This window comes from Andreprevotia sp. IGB-42, assembly GCF_009848685.1.
In the GTDB taxonomy this organism is placed as follows: domain Bacteria; phylum Pseudomonadota; class Gammaproteobacteria; order Burkholderiales; family Chitinibacteraceae; genus Andreprevotia.
This window is the reverse complement of the sequence record NZ_WXTX01000001.1, coordinates 36480-60952: the sequence shown is the minus strand read 5'-3', so window position 1 is coordinate 60952 and position 24473 is coordinate 36480. Positions and strand designations below refer to the sequence as shown.

The 24473-nt window shown below is 61.8% G+C and carries 21 protein-coding genes; 2 read left to right on the top strand and 19 right to left on the bottom strand.

Going from position 1 to position 24473, the window contains the following annotated elements:
• Positions 1-51: 51 nt before the first annotated feature.
• Both IGB42_RS00330 and IGB42_RS00325 read right to left on the bottom strand, forming a co-directional pair.
• Positions 52-2106, bottom strand: coding sequence for a methyl-accepting chemotaxis protein (locus IGB42_RS00330; protein WP_159664975.1), 2055 nt, complete (start codon positions 2104-2106; stop codon positions 52-54).
• A gap of 89 nt (positions 2107-2195) precedes the next feature.
• Positions 2196-3296 carry an anhydro-N-acetylmuramic acid kinase gene (locus IGB42_RS00325; protein ID WP_159664970.1) on the bottom strand — a complete coding sequence of 367 codons (1101 nt, stop codon included), beginning with the start codon at positions 3294-3296 and terminating at the stop codon, positions 2196-2198.
• 132 nt (positions 3297-3428) lie between these two features.
• Between IGB42_RS00325 and tyrS the strand changes: the two genes are divergently transcribed.
• Positions 3429-4661 (top strand): tyrosine--tRNA ligase, encoded by a 1233-nt coding sequence (gene tyrS, locus IGB42_RS00320; protein WP_159664965.1) that lies wholly within the window; start codon positions 3429-3431, stop codon positions 4659-4661.
• 94 nt (positions 4662-4755) lie between these two features.
• Here tyrS and IGB42_RS00315 read toward each other — a convergent pair whose 3' ends face one another.
• The 11 genes from IGB42_RS00315 to IGB42_RS00265 all read right to left on the bottom strand — a co-directional run bounded on the left by IGB42_RS00315 (position 4756) and on the right by IGB42_RS00265 (position 13226).
• Positions 4756-4956: a Lar family restriction alleviation protein gene (locus tag IGB42_RS00315; RefSeq protein ID WP_159664962.1), complete on the bottom strand. Its 201-nt coding sequence runs from the start codon at positions 4954-4956 to the stop codon at positions 4756-4758.
• 95 nt (positions 4957-5051) lie between these two features.
• Positions 5052-5519: a DUF2269 domain-containing protein gene (locus tag IGB42_RS00310; protein ID WP_159664957.1), complete on the bottom strand. Its 468-nt coding sequence runs from the start codon at positions 5517-5519 to the stop codon at positions 5052-5054.
• Position 5520: 1 nt separating this feature from the next.
• The gene (locus tag IGB42_RS00305; RefSeq protein ID WP_159664950.1) at positions 5521-6753 is read right to left on the bottom strand and encodes an NAD(P)H-binding protein; all 1233 of its coding nucleotides are present in this window, start codon (positions 6751-6753) and stop codon (positions 5521-5523) included.
• A complete protein-coding gene (locus tag IGB42_RS00300) occupies positions 6753-7163 on the bottom strand; it encodes a DCC1-like thiol-disulfide oxidoreductase family protein (RefSeq protein ID WP_159664945.1) in 411 nt (136 codons plus the stop codon). Before IGB42_RS00300 ends, IGB42_RS00305 begins: the two co-directional genes overlap by 1 nt.
• A gap of 1 nt (position 7164) precedes the next feature.
• Positions 7165-7527, bottom strand: a complete 363-nt coding sequence (locus IGB42_RS00295; RefSeq protein WP_159664940.1) for a thiol-disulfide oxidoreductase DCC family protein — start codon at positions 7525-7527, stop codon at positions 7165-7167.
• Positions 7528-7634: 107 nt separating this feature from the next.
• Complete coding sequence (locus IGB42_RS00290; RefSeq protein WP_159664936.1) at positions 7635-8162, bottom strand: GbsR/MarR family transcriptional regulator; 528 nt, start codon at positions 8160-8162, stop codon at positions 7635-7637.
• Positions 8163-8252: 90 nt separating this feature from the next.
• The gene (locus tag IGB42_RS00285; protein WP_159664929.1) at positions 8253-9083 is read right to left on the bottom strand and encodes a transporter substrate-binding domain-containing protein; all 831 of its coding nucleotides are present in this window, start codon (positions 9081-9083) and stop codon (positions 8253-8255) included.
• A 124-nt stretch (positions 9084-9207) separates the two neighbouring features.
• Entirely contained in the window at positions 9208-10101 is an 894-nt protein-coding gene (locus IGB42_RS00280) for a histone deacetylase (RefSeq protein WP_159664926.1), read from the bottom strand.
• 4 nt (positions 10102-10105) lie between these two features.
• Complete coding sequence (gene lolD / locus IGB42_RS00275) at positions 10106-10846, bottom strand: lipoprotein-releasing ABC transporter ATP-binding protein LolD (RefSeq protein ID WP_201799774.1); 741 nt, start codon at positions 10844-10846, stop codon at positions 10106-10108.
• A 7-nt stretch (positions 10847-10853) separates the two neighbouring features.
• Positions 10854-12089: a lipoprotein-releasing ABC transporter permease subunit gene (locus tag IGB42_RS00270; RefSeq protein ID WP_159664920.1), complete on the bottom strand. Its 1236-nt coding sequence runs from the start codon at positions 12087-12089 to the stop codon at positions 10854-10856.
• 249 nt (positions 12090-12338) lie between these two features.
• Positions 12339-13226: an AraC family transcriptional regulator gene (locus tag IGB42_RS00265; RefSeq protein ID WP_159664917.1), complete on the bottom strand. Its 888-nt coding sequence runs from the start codon at positions 13224-13226 to the stop codon at positions 12339-12341.
• Between the two features lie 184 nt (positions 13227-13410).
• Between IGB42_RS00265 and nagZ the strand changes: the two genes are divergently transcribed.
• The gene (nagZ, locus tag IGB42_RS00260; RefSeq protein WP_159664914.1) at positions 13411-14949 is read left to right on the top strand and encodes a beta-N-acetylhexosaminidase; all 1539 of its coding nucleotides are present in this window, start codon (positions 13411-13413) and stop codon (positions 14947-14949) included.
• 95 nt (positions 14950-15044) lie between these two features.
• On the opposite strand, the gene IGB42_RS00255 is transcribed toward nagZ, so the two are convergent.
• From IGB42_RS00255 to IGB42_RS00230, 6 genes are all read right to left on the bottom strand, one after another.
• Complete coding sequence (locus IGB42_RS00255; protein ID WP_159664911.1) at positions 15045-16634, bottom strand: peptide chain release factor 3; 1590 nt, start codon at positions 16632-16634, stop codon at positions 15045-15047.
• A 264-nt stretch (positions 16635-16898) separates the two neighbouring features.
• Positions 16899-19814 (bottom strand): PAS domain S-box protein, encoded by a 2916-nt coding sequence (locus IGB42_RS00250; RefSeq protein ID WP_159664908.1) that lies wholly within the window; start codon positions 19812-19814, stop codon positions 16899-16901.
• Positions 19811-21721, bottom strand: a complete 1911-nt coding sequence (locus IGB42_RS00245) for an ATP-binding cassette domain-containing protein (RefSeq protein ID WP_159664905.1) — start codon at positions 21719-21721, stop codon at positions 19811-19813. The genes IGB42_RS00250 and IGB42_RS00245 overlap by 4 nt, the downstream gene beginning before the upstream one ends.
• 210 nt (positions 21722-21931) lie before the next feature.
• A complete protein-coding gene (locus IGB42_RS00240; protein WP_159664902.1) occupies positions 21932-22315 on the bottom strand; it encodes a DUF5086 family protein in 384 nt (127 codons plus the stop codon).
• A gap of 198 nt (positions 22316-22513) precedes the next feature.
• A complete protein-coding gene (locus IGB42_RS00235) occupies positions 22514-22783 on the bottom strand; it encodes a hypothetical protein (RefSeq protein WP_159664899.1) in 270 nt (89 codons plus the stop codon).
• Positions 22784-22983: 200 nt separating this feature from the next.
• A complete protein-coding gene (locus IGB42_RS00230; protein WP_159664896.1) occupies positions 22984-24444 on the bottom strand; it encodes a PLP-dependent aminotransferase family protein in 1461 nt (486 codons plus the stop codon).
• Between the last annotated feature and the right edge of the window lie 29 nt (positions 24445-24473).

Genomic DNA, 24473 nt, shown 5'->3' with positions numbered 1-24473 from the left:
GGCAACGCGCGCCGCGCGGGCAGATTGCTGCGTATCACCAGGTGATGCCGTTCAGATCGTGAATTGATCCAGCTTGCTGTGCAGCGTGCGTGCTTGCTCGCGCAAATCGCGTGCGGCACTGCTGTTGCTTTGTGCAATGCCGGAGTTGTCTTGCGCGCTTTGCGCCACCGCTTCCACGCCGTGAGCCAGTTGCAGGCTGGCGGCAGACTGTTCGCGCGTGGCTTGGGCTATGTCTTTCAGCACGGCGGAAACCCGGTCGGTCTGTTCGTGGATACGGTCCAGCGCGCCACCGGTTTCCTCCACCGAGCGCACGCCTTCGCGCATGCGGCTCGATACGCCGATGATTTCGTCCGCCACCTGCCGGGTATCGCCGACGATGCCGCCAACCAGCTTGCTGATCTGCAGTGTGGATGCGCCGGTACGCTCGGCCAGCTTGCGCACTTCGTCTGCCACCACCGCAAAGCCGCGGCCCTGCTCGCCAGCGCGTGCTGCCTCGATGGCGGCATTGAGCGCCAGCAGATTGGTCTGGTCGGCAATTTCCTTGATCACGCCAACGATGCTGGATATCTCGCTGGAGCGCTCGCCCAGCCGGGAAATACGCTCTGATGCATCAGCGGCGGCGCTGGCGATATGCTGCATTTCATCCACGGTTTTTTCCATCAGCCGCTTGCCATCTTCACTGGCATGCAGCGCGGATTGGCCGGTTTGTACTGCCTCGCCGGCGTTCTCCGCAATATGGCCGATGCTGACGGTGATCTGCTCCACCGTGGCCGCCATGCTGGCGGCCGATTCGCTTTGCTTCCTGCTGGAATTGGCCACCTGTTCCACCGCGCCACCCAGCCCGCTGGCGGTATGGTCGACGGCATTGGCGGTGCTGCGGATTTCGCCGATCAGCGCCTGCAACGTATGCGCGGCATGGTTGAAATGCAGTGTGAGCTGCTCGATCTCGTTGCGGCTGGTTTCGCTGCTGCTGATATCGATGCGGGCGGACAGATCCCCGGCGCCGAAGCGGTCTACCGCATGCACGATTTGCGTAAGCGGCTTGAGGCGTGATTTGAGCGCCAGGTAGAGCAACACCAGGATCAGCGCGCCAAAGATCACGCTGGCGATGATCAGCTTGTTGCGCAGTGCCACGCTGTCTTCGGTGAATTCATCCAGATAGCTGCCTGAGGCAACCACCCATTCCCAATCGGGCACCGATGAAAACGCCACGATCTTGGTCTGCAGCGCATCGCCCTTGGCCTTGTTCGGCCATTCGTAGCGGTAGATGCCTTCCTTGCTGTCCACCAGGTGCTTGATGGTGGCCAGTGCATCACCCTGCAGTGCATCGGCGGCAAACTTGCCAGCCAGTTGCGGGTGCACGATGAAGCGCGCCACTTTCTCCTTGTCCGGCGCCAGCACGTACACGTAACCGGTTTTGCCCACCTTGATGGTTTCGATCACTTTCTGCAGCGTGCCCAGCTCGCGGGAGAGGTCGATGCGGGCCTGGTACCAGCCAGCCACCTTGCCACTGCCGTCCTTGATGGGCCGGGCGCGGGTGAGGTAGTAGCGGTCATTGCGCACCACCAGCCCCAGGTAATCGTTGCCGCCCACGATGGTTTGCAAGATGGGGTCGTCGTCCTTGATGGCGGAACCCAGCATGGATTTGCCATCCTTGTCCTTCAGCAAGGTAGCCACGCGCACGAACTTGCCGCCAGCCGAGCGGACGATCACCGCAGCTTCCGCGCCGGTCTGGGTTTTGAGCCGGGTCAGCAGTTCGCTGTTGCCGTTGATCAGCAGATCGCCGGCCTTCACCACGTAGGCATCGGCGGCATTGCCGGTTTGCTGGGTTTCGCTGCCGACGTTGAAATCACCGGGCAACTGCTTCTGGAACAGATCGAGCGTGCCTTCGGAGCGCAGCAGCGCGCCTTCATACGCAAGCTTCAGGCTGCCTTTCACCAGCTGCAACTGATCGTTGAGATTTTTTTCCGCATCACTCAGCGCGGCACGGTTCACGCTGATACTGGTCATGGCGATCAGTGCGGCAAACACCAGCACGCATACAAACACGGCCATCAGCACGATCTGTTCGACGATGGGCCGACGGCGGATTGAGGCGAGCGACATGATCGGCTCCAGAGTGGCTTCAGCTTCCGGTATAGCTGATCAACCCCGCTCTGGCTGCCTGATCGTCAGCAGCAGGCTGACTGGGCCGTTCAGGCGGGCCAGATGGCGCCCAGTACGCGCAAGCCACTGGCGCCGGTGACGGCAGGCAGGTTGGCTGGCTTGCGTGCCAGGCAGCGCTCCGCCAGCCAGGCAAATGCGTAAGCCTCCACCCAGTCCGGATCCACGCCCAGTTGCTCGGTGGTGGCCACGCGGATGCCGGGCAGGCCGGCGGCAATGCGTGCCATCATCAGCGGGTTGTGAGCGCCGCCGCCACACAGGTAGACATCGGCCACCGTGCTGCCGGCTTGCTTGATTGCGGATACGATGCTGTCTGCAGTCAGTGCGGTCAGCGTGGCCTGGATATCGGCCGGGCTATCGTTGCGGCCGGTCAGCTGTGCTTCCAGCCAGCCGATATCGAACAGGTCGCGCCCGGTGCTCTTGGGCGCGGGCTGGCCGAAATAGGGCTCGGCCAGCAGCCATGCCAGCAGATCGGGAATAACCGTGCCGCTGGCGCCCCAGGCACCGCCAGCATCGAAGCGCTCGCCCAGGTGGCGCTGTATCCACATGTCGATCAGCACGTTGCCCGGGCCGGTATCGAAGCCGGTGACGGCGCCGCTTTGCGGCAGGTCGGTGAGGTTGGCGATGCCGCCGATATTGACGATGACGCGGTGGCGGGTGGTATCGCCGAAAATGGCCTGGTGAAACGCCGGTACCAGTGGTGCGCCCTGGCCGCCAGCGGCAATGTCGCGGCTGCGGAAATCGCTGACCACGGTGATGCCGGTCAGCTCGGCCAGCCGGGCGTGGTTGCCCAGCTGCAACGTGAAGCCCAGATCGGGCCGGTGGCGCACGGTCTGGCCGTGGTTGCCGATGGCGACGATATCGCGTGCCTGCAGGCCGGCCTTGGCCAGCAATGCAACCACGGCATCGGCGTAGACATCGGCCAGCTTGTTGGCTACCAGCTGCGCCAAATGCAGTTCGTTATCGCTGGGCGCTTGCAGGCGCAGCAGCGCATCGCGCAGCTCATCGGGCAACGGGTGCCCGTGCGCGGCAACGAGGCGCGGCTTGGTGTTGGCAAAATCGACGATGGTGGCGTCTACACCGTCAAGGCTGGTGCCGGTCATCAGACCGATAAAGTAGCGTGGCGTGCTCATGGCATGCAGTTTAGTCTGCGATCTGCCCCTGTCGTCAATCCCGGGCGGGCAGCAGTGCGGTGTTTCCGGTAAAATCGCCGCTTCCCGCGCTGCGTTGCGCCGCGCAATCAGACCCCGCACAGACGAAAGACCATGGCCGAACAAGAAGCACTGCACCCGGAAACCGAAGCCGCCCTTGCCATCATCAAGCGTGGCGTGGAAGAGCTGATCCCGGAAAACGAACTGATCAAGAAGCTGGAAAAAAGCCGCATCAGTGGCGTGCCGCTGAAGATCAAGGCCGGTTTCGACCCGACTGCGCCGGATTTGCATCTGGGCCACACGGTGCTGATCAACAAGATGCGCCAGCTGCAGGACCTGGGCCATACCGCGCAGTTCCTGATCGGCGACTTCACCGGCCGCATCGGCGACCCGACCGGCAAGAATGCCACGCGCCCGCCGCTGACCGAAGAAGACGTGAAGCGTAATGCGCAAACCTACGAGCGCCAGGTGTTCAAGATTCTGGACCGGGAAAAAACCCGGGTGCTGTTCAACAGCGCCTGGCTGACCGATCTGGGCGCGGCCGGCATGCTCAAGCTGGCATCGTCGATCACCGTGGCGCGCATGCTGGAGCGCGATGATTTCTCCAAGCGCTTTGCCAGCCAGCAGCCGATTGCCGTGCACGAATTCATGTACCCGCTGCTGCAGGGCTACGATTCGGTGGCCATGGGTTGCGATATGGAACTGGGCGGCACCGATCAGAAGTTCAACCTGCTGATGGGCCGCATGCTGCAGCAGCAGAATGGCCAAGCCCCGCAGGTGGTGCTGATGATGCCGTTGCTGGAGGGCCTCGATGGCGTGAACAAGATGTCCAAGTCGCTGGGCAACTACATCGGTATCGATGAGCCGGCCAACGAGATTTTCGGCAAGGTAATGAGCGTATCGGACACGCTGATGTGGCGTTACTTCGAGCTGCTGAGCTTCCGTCCGTTGGCCGAGATTGCCCGGTTCAAGGCCGATATCGAAGGCGGGCGCAACCCGCGCGATATCAAGGTGGCGCTGGCACAGGAAATCGTGGCACGCTTCCACTCGCAGGCCGCAGCCGACGCTGCGCTGGCAGACTTTGAAACACGCTTCCAGAAAAATGCGATTCCGGACGAAATGCCGGAGTTCACCTTCAATGCCGAGGGCGACGGCGTGGCGATTGCCACCTTGCTGAAGGAAATCCAGCTGGTACCCAGCACCAGCCAGGCGATGCGCGATATCCAGGCCGGCGCCGTAAAAGTCAACGGCGAAAAGGTCGAGGACAAGAGCCTGATCATCGCCAAGGGTGAAACGCTGGTGGTGCAGGTGGGCAAGCGCAAGTTTGCCCGGGTGACGGTGGCCTGATCAGGCAGGGGCACATTAGCCATGCATGCCAGCCGCCGCAAACAACAAAGCCGCTCGATGAAGCGGCTTTGTTGTTTTCAGTATTGGCGCAAGCTCAGTTCATTGCATTCCACAGCGCGGCGGCTTCTTTCTTGTTGGCGCCTTGCTGGCTGATCTGGCTGCAGTTGCCATTGCGGCCGAACTTGGCACATTGCACCCAGAAACGGCTGGAGCCAGAGCGGCCATGTTCGCCGGGTGCGCCGCATTTCTTGCAGGGTTTCAGCGTAACGGGGGCGGCGGCAGGAACAGCGCTCATGGAAAACTCGCAGGCAAAACGCCATTGTAACGAATGTGTGGCGTGCGGGCTGCATGGCCGGCGATGAAATGCGTGCACGCCCGATCTCTGCGGCATCAGAAGGGCTTGGCTACCATCAGCCAGTACACCACCAGCAAACCGCCAAACGCCGGAAAGCCCAGCACCGTCCACCAGCGCTCGAAGCGCCAATAGCGCGCCGGCAATCCGGTCTGGCCTTGCGCGGCAGCCAGCTGCGCCATATCGCGCATGCGCAGTTGCAGCCATACCACCGGCAGCCAGCAAATCCCGGCTACGGTGTAGAGGATCAGTGTAAGCCCCACCCAGTTCCAGCCTGCCGTCCAGCCGTCCTGCTGCATCATCCACATGCCCGACAGTGGCTGGAAGATCACTGCCGGCGTGGTAAACCACCAGTCCGCACGGGCTACCCAGCGTGTGACCACGGCAATCGCCTGTACATTTTTGCTGCGGTTGGTAAAGAACATGTAGAAGGCGGTGCCGAAACCGGTACCGAACATCAGCGTGGCCGAGAGGATGTGCAGTGTCTTGATGATCAGGTATTCCATGTCATTTCTCCTCGGTGGCAAGCAGCGCAAACAATGCGGCCATCAGGCCGGCATTCTTGGTGAGCGGCCCGAACGGATGGGCCAGGAATTCAAGCAGAAACAGGCCGACCAGCACGCTGTAGCCAGCAATCAATACCAGTTGCAACTGCCATAACCGGCGGCCGGGCCGCAGCAAGGTGAGCACGCCAAATGTGGCATCCAATAGCGACGCGCCGATCCGCATGGGCTCGAACCATGCCGGCGGCACATGGCAGGCGGCCAGCAACTGGTGACTATCTGCTACCGGATATACCCAGAGCGATACCACTGCGGTGGCAAACCACACGAAAGCCAGCCCGGTGCGTAGCCAGCCACGCGCGACTGCCCGTTGCGCCCGCAGTTGCATCGTTGCACCCGCAAAGCGGGCTGGATCACGTAGCGGACGGTTTACCAGCGCGGCAAAGCGGCTGCCATCGCCGGTATTGCCGGCTGCCAGCATGGCAAGACTGTCGCGGGTGAGCAACCCACCCGGCAGTTTTTCCGCCAGCAGCGCGGTTGCCCGGCATAGCCACTGTGGCATGCGCAGCACCGGTAGCGCGCTACGCCCTGCCAGCGCTCGCAGATACACCGCAAAGGGCAGTGCTTGCGGGCCGGTGGCATCCATGGCTTGGCCGGTGCTGGTGTTGTCTGCCAGCAGGGCCACGCAGCCGGCGACCAGATCATCGACATGAACGGGCTGTACCTTGCCCATACAGGCAGGCAGCGCCAATACCGGCAAGGTGGCCAGCCTGGCAAACAGCTGGCTGCTCGCGCCGTCGTCGCCATATACCAGCGATGGGCGAAGCACGTTCCATGGCACACCGGCCTGCATCAGCACCTGCTCGCCAGCGGCCTTGCTGCGCCAGTAGCGGGTAGGGGCATCCATGGCAGCGCCCAGTGCGGAAATCAGCAGCACCCGCTGCACACCGGCTTGCCGGCATGCGGCATAGAGCGCGCGGGGCGCCTGTACCTGTATCGCATCGAAGCTGCTACCGGCACTTTCACGGAACAGGCCCACGCAGTTGATCACCCCATCGATACCGGCCAGCCTGGGCAGCCAGATTGCCGGATCGTGGTCTTGCGTAAAATCCACGGCGATCTGGCCGGTGTGTTGCGGGTGGCGCACGCCGTCAGTCACCGTGTGGCCGGCAGCCCGCAACGCCGTTTTCAGGTGACGGCCCAGAAAGCCATCGGCACCCAGTAGCAGGATATGCATCACGATTCGTCGCGCCACGATGCCTTGCCCAGATAGCGCACGGTACAGGTGCCGCCGGAGCAATCGAGCTTGAGTGCGCTGCTGATGGCATAGCGGTTGCGCACCAGCGCGGCATACGCGGCCATCCACATGCGCCGCAGCGGCCGGATGCGCAATGGCCAAGCCAGCCACGCCAGCCCGGCGGCGCCGAACAGCGCGTGCACGGCATCCACGCCGTTCAAGTGCGTGCCATCCATGCGTTGTACGCACAGCTCGGTCATCAGCGCCAAGCGGGTACGGCCGATGCTGGCCGGATCGAAGTCTGCCGCCGCTGCATCCACCAGGCGGATGCCAGTGGGCGCCCGGCGCTGCAATGCCAGCATGCTGTGTGTGCAGCAAGGGCAACTGCCATCGAAGTAGGCGGTAAGCATGTCATTCCCTCCGGAGGTTGCAGACGCCGGCGGTACAGTCACTGCGGCGATTGGCAAAGCGGGCGTAGCCGGCGTTGAACAGCTGGCGCAGGCCGGGCAGTTCGCTGATGAACACCAGCCAGCCCAGGCCGATGGTGCGGTAAATGGTGCGGACTGCATCCGCGCCGATGATCATCGCGCCATTGGCCGGCTGCACATGCAAGGTGGCCTTGAGCCGGGCGACAGTGGTGCCCAGCGGCGCCACATTGAAAGCGGCCGCATTGATATCGATGCAGGCAAGGCGTTGCCGGTGATCCAGCTTTTTCAGCAGCGCGATTTCCCGCCGGCACAGCGGGCAGGTGGCATCGAAGTAGATCGTCAGCATGGCTGGCTCCTTGTATTTTATTTCTGTACAGACAGAAATATGTTGTTCTTTAAAAGCCCGCATCTGCGGGCTGCACGCTGGCCATCTTTCGGTTGGCCTAGGCCGATTCAACTGTCGGCACGGCCCAGCAGTTTTTGTACCTTGGCGCCCATCTTGAGGATTTTCATCAGCGTTTCTGGTGGCAGGCGTTCCATTTCCTTCATCCACGCGGCCAGCGTTTCCATGAAATCGAGCACATCCTGCATGCGCTGCAGTGCGGCTTCGTCAGCGGCTTCGCCTTGTTCCATCACGCAATCGCGCAGGATGGTCAGCGTGGGGTCGAACTCGCGGCGCTTGCGTTCATCCACGATGGTGCGGAACAGCTGCCATACGTCCTTGCTGGTTTCAAAGTGATCGCGCCGGTCTCCCAGCACGTGCACCACCTTGACGAGGCCCCAGTTGTGCAGCTCTTTCACGCTGTTGCTGACGTTGGAGCGCGCCACCACCAGCGTTTCGGCGATGTCTTCGGCGTTGAGCGGGTTATCGGCGATGAACAGCAGCGCATGGATTTGCGACACGGTGCGGTTTACACCCCAGCGCGTTCCCATTTCGCCCCAATGCAGCACGAACTTCTGTTTGACCGGAGTGAGCTCCATGCTAGTCTCGTCATTGATTTCTGTTAATACAGAAATTAGAGATTTTCAGCGTGGAGCGCAAGCAAAACCTGCATCTGTGGCGGGAACACATTAGCGTGTGCGTCGCGGGCTGCTTGCCGATGTGGGCCGGTACCAGAGTTCCGGCCGGTTGAGCGGCACCGATGCGGGCAGCCAGGCGTTTTCCAGCACGATATGCCGTCGCTGCGCCAGGTTCAGCTGTTGCAGCATGGCGCCAAAGTGCTGCTGGAACAGCTTTTCCAGGCTGCCATCGCGTACCGCGGTTTCCAGCCCGCGTGTGAGGTCTGCAGCCAGCTGCGGCCGCGCACGGCCGACAAAAAAGTAGAATGCGCTGGGGTATTCGATCACCAGATAGCGGTCCATCACCAGGTGCAGGTCCGGGTGGCTGGCGAGCTCCGCAGCCACTTCCAGCACCGAGCGGGGAAAGTAATCCAGCCTGCCGATGGCCAGTTGCTGGAACAGCGTTTCGTAGCTGCTGGTGGTTTCCACCAGCAGGCCGCTATCGCGCAGGATGCGCGTATCGGGCCAGTCGTGCATCTGGCCGGCCTTGTACTGCCGCAGGTCTTGCCGCGTGCGCACCTTGCCGAGCAGATCCGCGCGGCTTGCCTGCACCAGCGCAATGCGCCAGCCGATCAGCCCGCGATCGATGGGAATGCGCACGGGCAACAGCAGGGCTTCGCGGTCGGTATCGGTGGCGGTCCACACGATGTCCACGCTGCCGGTATTGCTGGCGATTTCCTGGATCACGCGGCTTTGCACCATCACCAGCCCGGCCTGTTTCAGCGTATAGGGCTTGCCGGATTTCTGGATCGCCAGCTGCAGCACCGCCAGCGTGTAGGCCAGTTGTGGATCGTGCTGCGCCTGGTGGCGCGGATAGATGATGGTTTCGGCCCACACAGGCAAGGTAGCCGTCCAGCAGCATAGGGCCAGCAGGATTGCCCTCATCATCATGCCCCCGGAATATTTATTGTTCTTGTTCCGGTCTAGCGGGGGGCGCTGCAATTAGCAAGATCAACCGTGGGCAAGTTCAAGCGGCGTAACGCGTGCATGCCTGACGGACGGTGCCGGCCTGGATGGCGACGGTATCTTCGATCGGCGTGGCATAGCCGCCACCCATGGTAATCGCCAGCGGCAGCCCAAAGCGCTGGCAGGTATCGAGCACCAGCGCATCGCGTTCGGCCAGGCCCTGCATGCTCAGCGCCAGCTTGCCCAGGCGGTCGCCGGCATAGCTGTCTGCACCGGCCAGGTAAATCACCAGGTCCGGTTGGGACAGGCTCAGCAACTGTGGCAATGCCCCTGCCAGCGCAGCCAGGTATTCATCGTCCCCGGTGCCATCGGCCAGTTCGATATCCCAATCGCTGCGCTCTTTCTGGAACGGAAAATTGTTCTGCCCGTGCATGGAGAAAGTGAATAGTGTAGGTGCATCGGCCAGCATGGCGGCGGTGCCATTGCCCTGATGCACGTCCAGATCGATCACCAGTGCACGGCTGATGGCCGCTTCGTGCTGCAATACCCGGAGCGCGACGGCACTATCGTTGAACACGCAAAAACCGCTGCCGTGATCGGCATAGGCATGGTGTGTACCGCCAGCGAGGTTGATGCCGCAGCCTTCCAGCAGTGCGCTGCGGCAAGCAGCCAGCGTGGCACCGGTGGAGTGCCGGGAGCGGCTGACCAGCTGCGCGGACCACGGCAGGCCGATGGCGCGCTCTTCCGCCTTGCTGAGCGTGCCGTTGCCGAGCCTGGCCAGATAATCCGGCGTATGCGCGGCAAGCAGCTCGGCATCGCTGGCGGCGGGTGCATCGACAATCAGGTTTGCAGCAAACGGCTGTACCGCATCGAATAGCTGCCGGTATTTGCCGGCCGGAAAGCGGTGGCCTGCCGGCAGTGGCAACGGGTGCTGATCGGTACGGTAGATCTGCATGCTGTTACAGCGCGGGTACCGCCTGAGGGACGACGATGCGGCCATCCGACAAGTGCACGGTGCGCTGGCAGCGGCTGGCCAGCTCGGCGTCGTGGCTAACGATGATGAAGCTGGTGCCAAACTCGCGGTTCAGTTCCAGCATCAATGCGAAGACCGATTCCGCAGTATGCCGATCCAGGTTGCCGGTGGGTTCGTCTGCCAGCACGCAGGCAGGGCGGGTAACCAGTGCGCGCGCAATGGCCGCACGCTGGCGTTCGCCACCCGATAACTCACCCGGCTTGTGTTGTAGCCGATGCCCCAGGCCCACGCGACCAAGGATATCGGCAGCCGCCTTGAATGCATCTGCTTTGGGGGTGCGGCGGATCAGCAGCGGCATGGCCACGTTTTCCAGCGCGCTGAATTCTGGCAGCAGGTGGTGAAACTGGTACACAAAACCCAGCTGCTGGTTGCGCAGTGCACCGCGCTGCTTTTCGTTCAGCGCAAAGGCATCGGCGCCAGCAATCAATACCTTGCCGGCGCTGGGCAGATCCAGCCCGCCCAGCAGGTGCAGCAAGGTTGATTTTCCCGAGCCGGAAGCACCGACGATCGCGACAGTTTCACCCGCTTGCAGCTGGAATTCGATATCGGCCAGGACCGGGGTTTCCAGCTTGCCGGCCTTGTAGATCTTGGCAAGGCGGCTGGCCTGAATCACGAACTGGCCGGGAGCGGGCTGCACCCGCCCGGTGGCATTGATGGGCTGATCCATTGCGACATCATTCATAGCGCAGCGCCTCGGCAGGGTTGACGCGGCTGGCGCGCCAGCTCGGGTACAGGGTGGCAGCCAGCGACAGCAGCAGCGAGATCAGTGCAATGGTGCTGACATCCATCACTTCCACGCGCGAGGGCAGCTCGGTAATCAGGTACACATCGGCAGACAGGATGCGCGTGCCGATCAGCTTCTCGATCAGCGGCACGATGGTGCCGATGTTGAGGGCAACCAGCACCCCCAGCACCACGCCGGATACGGTGCCGATAAAGCCGGACAGCGCGCCCTGGATCACGAAGATTTTCATGATGGACGTTGGCGCCGCACCCAGCGTGCGCAAGATGGCGATATCGGCCTGTTTGTCGGTCACCAGCATCACCAGCGTGGATACCAGGTTGAAGGCGGCAACGGCAATGATCAGCGTGAGGATGATGAACATCATGCGCTTCTCGATTTCCACCGCACGGAAGTAGGTGGGGTTCTCTTGCGACCAGTCGCTGACCAGCTGATCCGGCAGGCTGCGGTTGATTTCACGCGCTACCTGGCGAGCAGCGAACAGGTCGTCAATCCGCAAGCGCACACCGGATACCGCGCTGCCGGTGCGGAACAGCTTTTGCGCATCGGATAGCTCGATCAGCGCCAAGCCGGCGTCATACGGGTAATAGTCAGCCTTGAATACACCCATGATGGTGAACTGGCGAAATCGCGGAATCAGCCCGGCGGGGGTGACCTGACCTTGCGGGGTGATCAGCGTGATCTTGTCGCCGATGCGTACGCCCAGCTCTGCCGCCATTTGCCAACCGATGACGGTGCCGAATTCGCCGGGGCGCAAGTCGGTGAGCGAGCCGGCCAGCATATGGTTGGCAACCTCGCTCACTTGCGGTTCACGCTCCGGGTCCACACCGCGCATCAGCACGCCTTTGACCTGGCTGCCATTGGCCAGCAGGCCCTGCCCGTATACATAGGGGGCGGCGGCGATCACATGCTTGTTTTCGGTGGCGGTTTTTGCAGTGGACTGCCAGTTGGCCAGCGTGTTGTCCGCCCCGGTGATCTGGATATGCGCAGCCATGCCCAGAATGCGGTTGCGCACTTCTTCCTGGAAGCCATTCATTACCGATAGCACGATGATGAGCGCTGCCACACCCAGCGCAATGCCGGTAATGGAAGAAAACGACATGAAGGATATGAAGCCGTTGCGGCGTTTGGCCCGCGTATAGCGCAGGCCAATAAGCAATTCGTACATGGTGGCCAAATCGGGGAAGCAGGCCGCGAGTCTAGCACGCCGGGCTGTTGCAGCCCGTATTGGCGCCGCATGCCGGCATGGCAATATCTACCAGTGGTGACCGGCATCCGTTATCGACCGGGCTGCGGTGGGGGCCTTGCCCGGCATCACCCGGCCGCTTGCGCGCGGATGCGGGATTGCACGGTGTTGGTCGCTTTGCGGGATCGGCTGCACGCGAGCTGCGGACATGGATGTGGTTCCGTCACTGTCCTAATCGCGCGGCGCGCTCAAGCGCGAAAACCGCTGCTGGGTCTGGCTGGGGTTGAAGCCGAAATGCCGCGAATACTGGCGCGAGAAACTGGCGATTTCCCGGTAGGCAATCGCCGGTGCAACCTGGCTGACGCTTTGCCCATGCAAGAGCAGCTCGCGCGCGTGCTGCATGCGCAGCTGGAACAGGTATTTGCCCGGTGAGGCGCCCAGGTGGGCAATGCATAGCCGGTGCATGTGGTTGGGGGTGATCTGCAATTGCGCCGCCATGCGTTCGTTGGGCCAGTCTTCGTGCAGACGGCTGGCGATATGCGCAAACAGCGCCTGCAATGCCTGTGGCCAGCCGGTTTTCTGCTGCAATGGCGCCAGCGCACGGTTCAGCACCGCGCTGAGCATATCCAGCGCGGGCAGCGCCAGCTCGCTGCCATCCTGCTGGTTGAAGCGCTCTGCCTCGGCATGGAATAGCGTAAATGCGTTTTGCAGCGTAACCCCCTCGTCACAGGCGTGCACACTGCAATGCACCTGCGCCAGGCCTTGCCAGCGCGCCACCGCGCTCAGCAGAAACCATACGTAATGCCATGGGGCAGTGCCGTTGCGGCGAAAGCCGCGCTGGCCGCCAGAGGGCAGCAGCGCCAGCGTTTGCGGCATGGCAGCCCAGGTGCGGGCATCCTCGAACAACTCGCCTTCGCCGCTCAGCGTGAACAGCAGCACGTGGAAAGGCGCATCGATGCGCTCGATTTCCAGCGCGCCATGCGCCTCGCTGGTGCCGCACATGAAGATGCCCCGATCCCACAGCGGCGGGTAAGACGCTTTGTGAATCTGCTGCGCACCCACCAGCTTCTGCCGCGTGGCATCGTCGATGTTGAAGCGTTCCTGATAAATCTGGGCCATTGCGCATTCCGTGGAGGGCTGGCGGGGTTTTGCCGGGCTTGTTATTCCAGAACAAATCATACGTTAGCGGCAGACATTCCGCCGCCATTTGCATGCTTCTACACTGCAATCCATCCACCGGGCACCATCCATTCCGCCAGTGCCTTGTGATATATGGTTATTTATCTTGCACCGGGAGGGTTGGATGTCTGAATCGCTGCGCCGCGCCGTCGGCCAATTGCTGATGGTGGGCTTTGAGGGCTATACGGCCAATGCCCATATCGAACATATGATCCGTACCCACCTCGTGGGGGGCATCATCCTGTTCCGCCGCAATATCGAATCACCGGCGCAGGTGGCGGCGCTATGCCGCAGGCTGCAGGAAATCAATGCCGAGGTCTCGACCACGCCACTGCTGATCGGCATCGACCAGGAAGGCGGCATGGTGATGCGCATCGAAGAGGGGGTAACGCCATTGCCGTCGGCCATGGCATTCCAGGCGGCGGGTTCGGTGGCAGACTGCACGGCACTGACGCAGATCGGTGCGGATGAGCTGCGCCAGATGGGCATCAACCTCAACCTGGCGCCGGATCTGGATGTGAACAACAATCCGCTCAACCCGGTGATTGGCGTGCGTGCGTATGGCGAAGATGCGCCAACCGCCATTACCTATGGCATTGCCGCCATGCGCGGCATGCAGGCAGCCGGCGTGGGTGCGGTCGCCAAGCACTTCCCAGGCCATGGCGATACCGCGGCGGATTCGCACTACGCACTGCCGGTGATCCCGCACGGCCGTGCCCGGCTGGATGAGGTGGAGCTGGCACCGTTCCGTGCCGCCATTGCCGCGGGCGTGGATGCGATCATGACCGCCCACGTGGTTTTTCCGGCCATCGAGCCCGATACCAGTTTGCCAGCCACCATTTCGCACGCGGTACTGACCGGCCTGCTCCGCGATGACTTGGGCTTTGATGGCGTGGTGATGACCGATTGCCTGGAAATGGCCGCCATTGCCGATGGCATCGGCATCGCCAAAGGCGCAGTGCAATCGGTATTGGCGGGGGCGGATATCGTGCTGGTATCGCACCTGCCGGAGCGCCAGCATGCCGCAGTGGAAGCGCTGCTGCGCGCGGTTGAATCCGGCGCCATCCCGGCTGTACACCTCGAACACGCACTGCGGCGCATTGCGGTGCTCAAGCAACGGCCGGCCGTGCAGGGCTGGCGCGATATGCCGCAACCGCCGCGTGCGCTGCAGCAGCCCGCTGCCATGGCACTGGCCGCGCGGGTGCAGGCTGCCGCACTGCAAGTGCCGGCGCCGTTCAAGCCGCTGGATCGCACGCAAGCGGTGATGCTGATCACCGTGGAAGTACGCAGCCATACCGAGATCGACGAAGTGGCGCTGGGCAAGAACAAGGAAGCGCGTGGCTCTTTGCAACTGCCATTGCTCGATGCCGGCCTGTCGGTCAGCGAAGCCACGCTGGAGCCTGATGCCAGTGCGGACGAAATCGCCGCCATCGTATCGCTGGCAGCGCAAGCACCGCAGATCGTGCTGCAGAGTTACAACGCAGTGTTGTCCCGCAGCCAGCAGGCACTGATCGCCGCATTGCCGGCAGAGCGCCTGTGGCTGGTAGCGGGCCGGCTGCCATACGATCTTGATCTTGCGCCAAAAGCACAGGGGCGGCTGGCCGCTTTCGGCAATCGGCCGGCGGCACTGGTGCCGGTTGCAGATAGTTTGCTGGGACGTTGATCTGCTGGGGCAACTGCTTCGGCTGAATTATTCTTCTGAAATGAAACAGCCCGCGTCAAGCGGGCTGTTTCGGTCCATGCAGCGCAACTTGCCGTTTACAGCGTTACCGCATGCTCACGGGTGGCGTGGAATACTACATCCGGCCAGCGCTCCTGCGTCAGTTCCAGATTGACGCGACTGGTGGCGAGATAAGCCAGGCTGTCTGCAGCATCGCGGGCCAGGTTGTTGCCAAGGTTTTTCTCGAAGTCGGCCAGTTTTTTCGGGTCATTACACGTTACCCAGCGGGCGGTGTAGATGGTGGTCGATTCGAACATTGCTTCAACGCTGTATTCGTTCAGCAAACGGCTGGCGACCACTTCGAACTGCAGCACGCCCACGGCACCAAGGATCAGGTCCGAACCGTTGAGTGGCTTGAACACCTGCACGGCACCTTCTTCACCCAGCTGCTGCAGGCCTTTCTGCAATTGCTTGAGCTTGAGCGGGTTCTTGATGCGCACGATGCGGAACAGCTCGGGCGCAAAGTAGGGGATGCCGGTGAAAGACAATGCTTCGCCTTCCGAAAACGAATCGCCGATCTGGATATTGCCGTGGTTGGGTACGCCGATGATGTCGCCCGCATACGCTTCTTCGACCTGTTCGCGGCCCTGCGCCATGAAGGTGACCACCGAGTTGGCGGCGATTTCGCGGTTCAGCCGCAGGTGCTTGAACTTCATGCCGCGCGAGAACTCGCCCGAGCACACGCGCATGAAGGCGATGCGGTCGCGGTGCTTGGGATCCATATTGGCCTGGATCTTGAATACGAAGGCAGAGAATTTTTCTTCCTGCGGCGCCACGCTGCGCACGGTTGCATCGCGCTCGGCCGGGGCGGGTGCCCAGTCGACCAGCGAATCCAGAATCTCGCGCACGCCGAAGTTGTTGATGGCGGAGCCGAAAAACACCGGGGTAAGGGTGCCGGCAAGGAATTCTTCCAGCACGAACGGGTGCGATGCACCGCGCACCAGCTCCAGCTCCATGCGGGTGTTGTCGATTTCCAGCGGAAAGAGTTCATCCAGGCGCGGATTGTCGATGCCCTCGATGATTTCCACGTCGTCCAGCGGCCCCTGGCCGGCGCGGAACAGGATGACCTGGTCGAGCAGGATGTGATACACGCCGCGGAAGGTCTTGCCCATGCCGACCGGCCACGTGATCGGCGCACAGCGGATTTTCAGCACGCTTTCCACTTCGTCCAGCAGCTCGAGCGAATCGCGCACTTCACGGTCGTATTTGTTCATGAACGTGACAATGGGCGTGCTGCGCATGCGGCACACGTTCAGCAACTTGATGGTTTGCGCTTCCACGCCCTTGGCTGCGTCGATCACCATCAATGCGGAATCCACCGCGGTCAGCACGCGGTAGGTGTCTTCCGAGAAATCCTGGTGGCCCGGGGTATCGAGCAGGTTCACCACGTGATCGCGGTAATCGAACTGCATTACCGACGATGCGACCGAAATGCCGCGTTGCTTTTCGATTTCCATCCAGTCGGAGGTCGCGAATTTGCCGCCTTTCTTGCCCTTGACGGTACCGGCCATCTGGATCGCGCCGGAGAAAAACAGCAGCTTCTCGGTCAGCGTGGTTTTACCGGCATCCGGGTGGGAGATGATGGCGAAGGTGCGGCGGCGCAGTACTTCGCGGGCGATATCGGGCATGGTATTGAATCTAAGACGAAAAACAGCAGATTGTACCCGATCCGGTGCGTGCCTTCCCAACGACGATTCGACGCCGCCAACAAAATCCCGCTACCAGCGTCGTGGAGCGGCGCATCGCCCGCCAACCCGGCCGGTCGCTGTTCACCGCCCACGCCGGGCCTCAATTTGCCGTGTGCCCGGATCGAGCGCATTTTGCCTGCTTCGCCAGCCACACTTCGCCGGTCGTGTCTTGCCGGCCGTGCGGCTCCGCCTCGGTTGGCGGCGCTAGGTGGCGGCGTGGATGGTACGTTCCGCAGGCAACAGGATGGTGAACACGGCGCCGCCATCCGGGTGATTGCTGGCCGCAATGCTGCCGCCATGGTCTTCCATGATCTGCCGGCTGATCGCAAGGCCCAGGCCGGTGCCACCACTGGTACGCATGCGTGTGCTCTGGATGAATTTGTCGAAGATCAGGTCAAGCTCTTCCGCCGGTACGCCGGGGCCGTGATCGCGCACCGCCAGGCCAATCGCCGGGCGACCATCGTCGAGCAGGCTGAGCGCAATGAAGCTGATTTCGATACGCCCGCCCTCCGGGCTGAACTTGATGGCGTTGGACAGCAGGTTGACAACCACTTGGGTGATGCGGGCCTTGTCGAACATGGCATAGAGCTGCAGCGTGTTGTCGTCGGTGTGCAGGCGCAGCTGCTTGCTGGCCAATAGCGAGCTGATTTCGGTGGCCGCCTGTTGCACCACCAGTTGCAGTACATGACGCGATTTGTTGTAGGCCATCTTGTTGGCCTCCAGCCGCGACATGTCCAGCAGATCGTTCAGCAACACCAGCAGGCGGTTGCCGCTGGAGTGGATGCGATCCAGATAGCGGCTCAGGCTGGAACCCGTTTCGCCCTTGGCGATCTTGGATAAACCCATTTCGGAGAAGCTCAGGATCGCATGCATGGGGGTGCGCAACTCGTGCGACATATTGGCCAGGAACGCCGATTTGGCCACGTTGGCCGATTCGGCAATTTCCTTGGCATCAACCAGGTTGCGCTCGATTTCCTTTTGCCGGGAGATATTGGTCAGGAACGCAAATGCATATTCCAGACGGTGGTTTTCATCATTGATCGCGGCAGAGTTCACCAGGAAGGGCAGCGGTTCATCCAGCGAAGAATTAAGCGTGAGTTCACCCACATGGCTGGAAGCGCCTCCTTCCTCATACAGTTCGGGTGGAAACAGCAGCCGGGCGGTAGCCCCCCATAGCGTTTCCGGGCGCTGGCCGATCAGGTCCTCGCGGCGGTAACCGAGCATGCGGCAGAACGACTGGTTCACGTCGACGATATGCTGGGCAGCGTCGATCAGCAAAAAGCCGTCGGCGGTGGTGTCGATGATGGTGCGCTTCAGCCGTTCCGACTGGCGCAGCGCCTGCGCGGCAATGCGCTGCGCGGTCACTTCCTCGATCACGCAGATCAGGCCCTTGCTGCGGTCGCCCGGTACCAGTGCCTTGGCGTAGATCATCGCCCAGAAGCCGGAGTGATCATGGCGATACAGCTCCAGTTCGCCGCGATATACGCCGCCGCCGTCGATGCGGCTCCAGATGGTTTCGATCATTTCGTCGCCACGGCCGGGGCTGGCGAAAATCTGGTTGGCCGGCTGGCCGATCACATCGCTGGCCACATGGTTGAACAATGTTTCGAATGCCGGGTTCACCAGGCGGATGTGCTGCTTCACCACCAGCATGATGGCCAGCGGGCTGGCATCAAGCACGGTACGGATTTCTGCGGTGCGTTCCAGCACCAGGTCTTGCAGGTGATCGCGGTGGCGGCGCAGCTCGCGCTCGGTGTTCTGCCGCTCGCTGATATCGCGCACCGTGGCGCACAGATAGGCTTCTTCGTCGAATTCGATCAGGTTGAAAGTGATTTCTACCGGCTGCTGTTTGCCGTTGCGGTCCCGCTGGAAAGCGATTTCATTGTTTTGCCGATGTTGCTGCAACTGCTCCCACAGCGGATCCCAGCGGCGCTCGTCGAATTGCGGATAAAGATCGCCAAAGCGCAGATTCAGCAGCTCGTCCTGGTTGTAATGCGTCTGGACGCTGGCGCTGCGGTTGGCATAGCGTATGGTGCCTCGCCGGTCTGCCCATAGCACCAGATCAGGGGCTTCATCCACGGTGAACTGGGTGAGGTGCAAGCGTGATTCGATCTGCTCGACCCGCTTGATCTGCCGCAGCAGCAGGTAGAGCAGGATGGTGACGATCAGCCACAGGAACACCGCGATGATGGCGCGCGTGACCAGCGCATCGCGGAACTTGGTCAGCATGGCTGTCTCGTCCACCGAAGTGATGATGACGATGGGCAATTCACCCTCGCTGGCATGAAATGCATACATCCGGCGCTGGCCGCTGATCGGGTCCAGCTCGGTATAGCTGCTGGCGTGCTTGAGCCGGCGTTTCTCGAACATCAGTGAATCGCGTTCGCGCAGGTTCTGGCCGATATACGCCGCATCGAACGGATAATTGAGCAGCACCACGCCATCGCTGCGCAGCACTTGGATGCGCGTGGTCGGGTCCAGCTTCAGTGCGGAATAGAATTTCAGGAAATAGGTAGGTTCCACGCCCGCAAGCACCACGCCGCCAAAGCCGCCGTCCGGGGTATTGATGCGCCGGGTGATGGGTATCAGCCATTGTCCGTCAGTGCGGCTGACCACTGGCACATCGATCAATGGCCGGTTGTCCGGCGTATCGCGGTGATACTTGAAGTAAGCGCGGTCGGAGAGATCCACGCGCCGGGTCGGATATTCCAGCCCGTGGCTTTGCAGGATGCCGCGGCTGTCGATGGCGATGATGCCGCGTACCTGCGGGGTCAGCGTGATGCGGTTCTTCAGCAGGATATGGGTTTTGTATTCTTCTGCACTATCGATGCCGCCACCGGTTTCCAGCATCTCGATGATGTTCTGCATCGCCTGCTCGACCGAGATCAGCGTGCGGGTGGTGTGCTCATCGAGTGAACGGGCCAGCGACAGATTTTGTCGCTCCGCATCATCCAGCGCGCTCTCGTAATCGCGCAGGGTCAGCCATCCCAGCATCAACGCGCCCAACAGCACCAGCACCGCATAAAACAGGATCAGGCCGCCGCGCAGCGGCCTGAGCGTTTGCGCGGGGGCCGGCAGGCCATGCGCGGGCTGTGGGTTGTTGAGCGGCTTTTGCTTCATGGGCGCTTGGCTTCGAGCACTTCCCAGCGTTCGAGTTTTTCGAGTAAAGCGGTGTCGATTGCTTCGATTCTAGCCTGCATTTCCCCAGCTTTCGCGGGTGCCTGTTTATACAGGTCCGGGTCGAGCAATGCTTGTTGCAAATCGGCCTGCTCTGCTTCCAGCGCAGCGATCTGTGCCGGCAACTGCTCCAGCTCGCGCTGGTCGTTGAAGCTGAGCTTGCCGTTGCGTGCCTTGTTGCGATCTGCCGCCGGCTTGGCCGCTTCGGCAGTCTTGCTTTCCACCGGCACTGCGGCTGCGGCCATGCGCGCCTTGGCGGTGATCCAGTCCTGATAACCACCGGCATTTTCGATCAGCTTGCCGCCGCCTTCGAAGGCGATGGTCTGCGTGACGACGTTATCCAGGAACGCCCGGTCATGGCTGACCAAGAACAGCGTGCCGGGATAGTCAGCCAGCAGCGATTCCAGCAGCTCCAGCGTATCGATATCCAGGTCGTTGGTGGGTTCATCGAGCACCAGCACGTTGGCAGGCTTGGTGAACAGCATGGCCAGCAGCAGGCGGTTGCGCTCGCCGCCAGACAACGATTTCACCGGGCTGCGTGCACGTTCCGGCGCAAACAGGAACTCTTCCAGATACCCCATCACATGCTTGCGTGCGCCGCCGATCTCGACGTAATCCTTGCCCTGGCCGATTACATCGACAATCGACGCTTCCTCGTCCAGCTGGGTACGGAACTGGTCAAAATACGCCACCTGCAGGTTGGTCCCGGTTTTGACGATACCGGCATCCGGCGCCAGCTCGCCCAGAACCAGCTTCAGAAAGGTAGTCTTGCCGGCGCCGTTGGGGCCGATCAGGCCGATGCGGTCACCGCGCAGGATACGGCTGGTGAAGTCGTTTACCAGCACCTTTTCGTTGCCGGCCGGATCGGTAAACGCCTTGCGCACGTGCTCGAATTCCGCCACCAGCTTGCCGGTACGCTCGCCCGCATCCAGCGTGAAGCTCACATTGCCCACGCGCTCGCGCCGGGCCGAGCGATCACGCCGCAATTGCTCCAGCCGCCGTACGCGGCCTTCGTTGCGGGTACGGCGTGCTTCCACGCCCTTGCGTATCCACACTTCTTCCTGCGCCAATACCTTGTCGAACTTCTTGTTGACCACTTCTTCCTGCGCCAGCAAATCGGCCTTGCGGGTTTCGTAGGTGGTGAAGTTGCCGGGAAAGCTGGTGACAGTACCGCGGTCCAGCTCGACGATGCGCGTGGCCACGTTGTCCAGGAAGCGCCGGTCATGGGTGATGAACAGCACGCTGCCGGCAAAATTGTTGAGCAGGTTTTCCAGCCACTCGATTGCAGACACATCCAGGTGGTTGGTGGGTTCGTCCAGCAGCAGCAATTGCGGTTCCAGCACCAGCGCACGTGCCAGCGCCACGCGCTTTTTCCAGCCGCCAGACAGATCGGCAATGCGCGTATCGGCCGGCAGGTTCAATTGCGTCAGCGTGGCGGCAATCAGCGCATCGAAGCGCCAGCCGTCGCGCAGCTCAACCTCATGCTGCAGCGCCATCAGTTTATCCAGCGCTTCCTGCGAGCCGTCCTGCTGCATGGCCACCGCGTGATAATCGCTAAGGATCTGCGACAGGTTGCCCAAGCCCTCTGCCACGGCTTCGAACACGGTGGCATCCGGGCGGAATTCGGGCTCCTGTGCCACGAAGGCCATCCGTGCGTCCTGCGCGATGCGGATTTCACCATCATCGAGCCTGATCTGGCCGGCTACAGCCTTCAGCAACGAAGACTTCCCTTGGCCGTTGCGTCCGATCAGCCCCACGCGCTCGCCGGGCTCCACCGAGATGGTGGCGTGATCCAGCAACGGCCAGTGGCCGAAGGCAAGGCAGGCGTTTTCAACAAGAAGCAAGGGCATGTGTGATCTCTGAATGGCTGGATAGATGGATATGGTGCGGACTGCTTCATTCAAAGAAGCTGCGGCGTGGCCGTTGACCACCCTCAATCGGGGCTACGATTGAACGCGAGGCGCCATTCTACCAAGCCCGGCTGCTGGCAGGCGGATTGCAGCAACGATGCGCTATGCAGGCATCGCGGGTTTGAGATGCAGGCAGGTCATTCCGCAGGCTCAGGGGTGGTTGTCCCGCATGCATTGCAGAACATTGCTCTGGCATATATCCCCGCCAGCCCCGTGATTCAAGGCCTGCCATGCCTGATAAGCCCAATGGAATGATTCGGGGTAAACACCGCCACGCTTCAGCGGTTTGATGATGCTGCGCAGCAGCGCTTCTTCGGTGATGGCCATATGGTCGACCAGATGCCTGACCTTCCACGCCGGATCGCCTCGGCGCAAACCGAGTACTTCAAGGTGATAGATGCCGGTATGGCCACTGCGGGCCAGATCATGCAGGGACACCCAGCGTTTTTCCTGCCTGGTATCGGCAATCGACCATAGGCCTGCAGGGTTGCCTTGCAGCCGATCATCTGCACCCCGGGCAAGCGGAGGCAGCATTGCCGCAAGCAGGCAGAGGGCTATTGCAGTCAGCCTCAGGTGGGTCAGTGCATTGTGACGACAACGGTGCATCATGGTGTACTGCGGTCTGTTGATGATCCCGCATCCTGACACAGGATAAGCCGGAAAATCTTCACTACCCGGGCGTGTACAACAATAAAAAAGCCCGCCGGAGCGGGCCTGCAGAGCGGTGCAGTGTTACTCCTGCGTGCTCTTCTTGTCGCTGCTGTCGGCAGCGTTGTTGCGTGTCGGGTAGGTATCCGAGGTGGAATGCGCATCGGATGCCTTCTTGGCACGTGTCTTGTGGGTTTTGGCGCCAGCTGCAGGCTTAACCGGCTTGGTGGCGTCCTTCTTGCTGGATGTTGCGCCTTCGACGGCGCTGGCATCTTGCGGCTTGTTATCTTCTGCCAGTGCAGCAACTGGCAGGCTGAGACCGGCTACGACCAGCATGGCGAGGAATTTTTTCATGGTAGTGCTCCTTATCGGGTGAACGGGATATCTGGCGAACTTGCTTGAGATGAAGCTTATGCCGTCGCCACTCCCATCACTGTCGGGTTGCTACCGCGGTTGTAACGGAAAATCAGCGTACAACACTGTCAGTCAGGAACACGTTGCGTGCAGGAAAGCACTGATGTCAGCTGTGAGTGCGCGTTTGTGTGGAGCGGGCATCAGCTGCCGATCGCACAACTGCGAATCACTGTTGCCAGTTGCAGCACGTGGGCTGCCATCTGCTCACCGGGTATCTGTGCGTAACCCAGCACCAGGCCGTTGCAGGGCAATCGGCTTGCCGGAGTCGCATACGGGCTGAGCGCACGCACGGTCAGCCCTTGCGATGCCGCCATGTGGCTGATGGCAAGGTCGGGATATGCAGCCGGTAACTGTATCGCCAGATGCATGCCGGCGCTGGCGCCGCCGATAGTGGCGATGTCGCCCAGATGCTGTTGCAACAGTGCGATCAGCGTATCGCGCCGTTCCGCATACAGCCGGCGCATGCGCCGCAGGTGGGTCACAAACAGCCCGCTACGCATGAATTCGGCCAGCGCCGCCTGCTCCGGCTGGCGCCCGCGCGGTACGCTGCGCGCCATTACGTTGGTTAGCGATGCAACCATGCCGGCGGGCACCACCATGAAGCCGATGCGCAGCGCCGGCAGCATGGTTTTGCTGAAGGTACCCAGATACAGCACCGGCGCATCGGCCTCCAGCCCCTGCAGCGCAGGCAGCGGGGGGCCATCGTGACGGAATTCGCTATCGTAATCGTCTTCGATGATCAGCGTGCCATGCCGACGAGCTTGGGCAATCAGCGCCACGCGCCGCGGCAGCGACAATACACTGCCCAGCGGGTATTGGTGCGACGGGGTCAGGTAGATCAGCCTGGGTGGAGCGTGCCAGTCGGCATCGGTCAACACCATGCCATCCGCGTCCACCGGTTTGCCGATCACCTCGAGCTGCGCCCCCAGAAATGCACTGAGCGCGCCGTTATAGCCTGGGTTTTCGGTCCAGGCGGTATCGCCAGCGTCGGCCAGCAGGCGCGCGCACAGGTCCAGGCTGTGCTGCGTGCCATCGGTAATGAAAACCTGCCGCGCATCGCAGCGTGCACCGCGGGTCAGGCGCAAATGCTCGGCAATGGCCTGCCGCAATGCCGGTTCACCTTGTGTGTGGCCATATCCCAACTGCGCCAGCGTGCTGTTGCGCCACACGCGCTCCAGCAGGCGGCGCCATGCGCTCAGTGGAAATGCAGCCAGATCAGGCACGCCCGGTGTAAAAGCGCGGATACCGCAGCTGTCTTCGGGAATGGCATTCAGCATCTGGCTGCGTGCCGCCAACCTGGCTGGTGGCGAGAGCGGTGCCGTGGCCTTGTCGTGCTGGCCCGGCAGCGTGGCCACAACGCTGCGGCGCCGTTCGGTCAGCAGCAAGCCCTCTGCGGCCAGTTGCTCATATGCGTACAGCACCGTATTGCGCGCGATACCCAGGGATTGCGCCAGCCAGCGCGACGACAACAGTGTGCTGCCACTGGCCAGCTGGCCATTCAGGATGGCGTTGCGCAAGCACTGATGCAGCAGGCGCTGGCGAGGCCAGCGCTGCGCGGCATGGCGGGCTTCGAACTCGGCAAGCAGCAATGCGTAATCCATAATGGCCCTATAAAAAATTCAAAGTTGGA

Coding starts and splice junctions, on each gene's coding strand:
- IGB42_RS00290 (WP_159664936.1), bottom strand. CDS start 8,162: ATGGAGCTCACTCCGGTCAAACAGAAGTTCGTGCTGCATTGGGGCGAA.
- lolD (WP_201799774.1), bottom strand. CDS start 10,846: ATGGATCAGCCCATCAATGCCACCGGGCGGGTGCAGCCCGCTCCCGGC.
- IGB42_RS00230 (WP_159664896.1), bottom strand. CDS start 24,444: ATGGATTACGCATTGCTGCTTGCCGAGTTCGAAGCCCGCCATGCCGCG.
- IGB42_RS00310 (WP_159664957.1), bottom strand. CDS start 5,519: ATGGAATACCTGATCATCAAGACACTGCACATCCTCTCGGCCACGCTG.
- IGB42_RS00250 (WP_159664908.1), bottom strand. CDS start 19,814: ATGAAGCAAAAGCCGCTCAACAACCCACAGCCCGCGCATGGCCTGCCG.
- IGB42_RS00235 (WP_159664899.1), bottom strand. CDS start 22,783: ATGAAAAAATTCCTCGCCATGCTGGTCGTAGCCGGTCTCAGCCTGCCA.
- IGB42_RS00240 (WP_159664902.1), bottom strand. CDS start 22,315: ATGCTGCCTCCGCTTGCCCGGGGTGCAGATGATCGGCTGCAAGGCAAC.
- IGB42_RS00245 (WP_159664905.1), bottom strand. CDS start 21,721: ATGCCCTTGCTTCTTGTTGAAAACGCCTGCCTTGCCTTCGGCCACTGG.
- IGB42_RS00300 (WP_159664945.1), bottom strand. CDS start 7,163: ATGCTTACCGCCTACTTCGATGGCAGTTGCCCTTGCTGCACACACAGC.
- IGB42_RS00325 (WP_159664970.1), bottom strand. CDS start 3,296: ATGAGCACGCCACGCTACTTTATCGGTCTGATGACCGGCACCAGCCTT.
- IGB42_RS00315 (WP_159664962.1), bottom strand. CDS start 4,956: ATGAGCGCTGTTCCTGCCGCCGCCCCCGTTACGCTGAAACCCTGCAAG.
- IGB42_RS00265 (WP_159664917.1), bottom strand. CDS start 13,226: ATGGCCCAGATTTATCAGGAACGCTTCAACATCGACGATGCCACGCGG.
- IGB42_RS00280 (WP_159664926.1), bottom strand. CDS start 10,101: ATGCAGATCTACCGTACCGATCAGCACCCGTTGCCACTGCCGGCAGGC.
- IGB42_RS00295 (WP_159664940.1), bottom strand. CDS start 7,527: ATGCTGACGATCTACTTCGATGCCACCTGCCCGCTGTGCCGGCGGGAA.
- IGB42_RS00270 (WP_159664920.1), bottom strand. CDS start 12,089: ATGTACGAATTGCTTATTGGCCTGCGCTATACGCGGGCCAAACGCCGC.
- nagZ (WP_159664914.1), top strand. CDS start 13,411: ATGTCTGAATCGCTGCGCCGCGCCGTCGGCCAATTGCTGATGGTGGGC.
- IGB42_RS00305 (WP_159664950.1), bottom strand. CDS start 6,753: ATGCATATCCTGCTACTGGGTGCCGATGGCTTTCTGGGCCGTCACCTG.
- IGB42_RS00330 (WP_159664975.1), bottom strand. CDS start 2,106: ATGTCGCTCGCCTCAATCCGCCGTCGGCCCATCGTCGAACAGATCGTG.
- IGB42_RS00255 (WP_159664911.1), bottom strand. CDS start 16,634: ATGCCCGATATCGCCCGCGAAGTACTGCGCCGCCGCACCTTCGCCATC.
- tyrS (WP_159664965.1), top strand. CDS start 3,429: ATGGCCGAACAAGAAGCACTGCACCCGGAAACCGAAGCCGCCCTTGCC.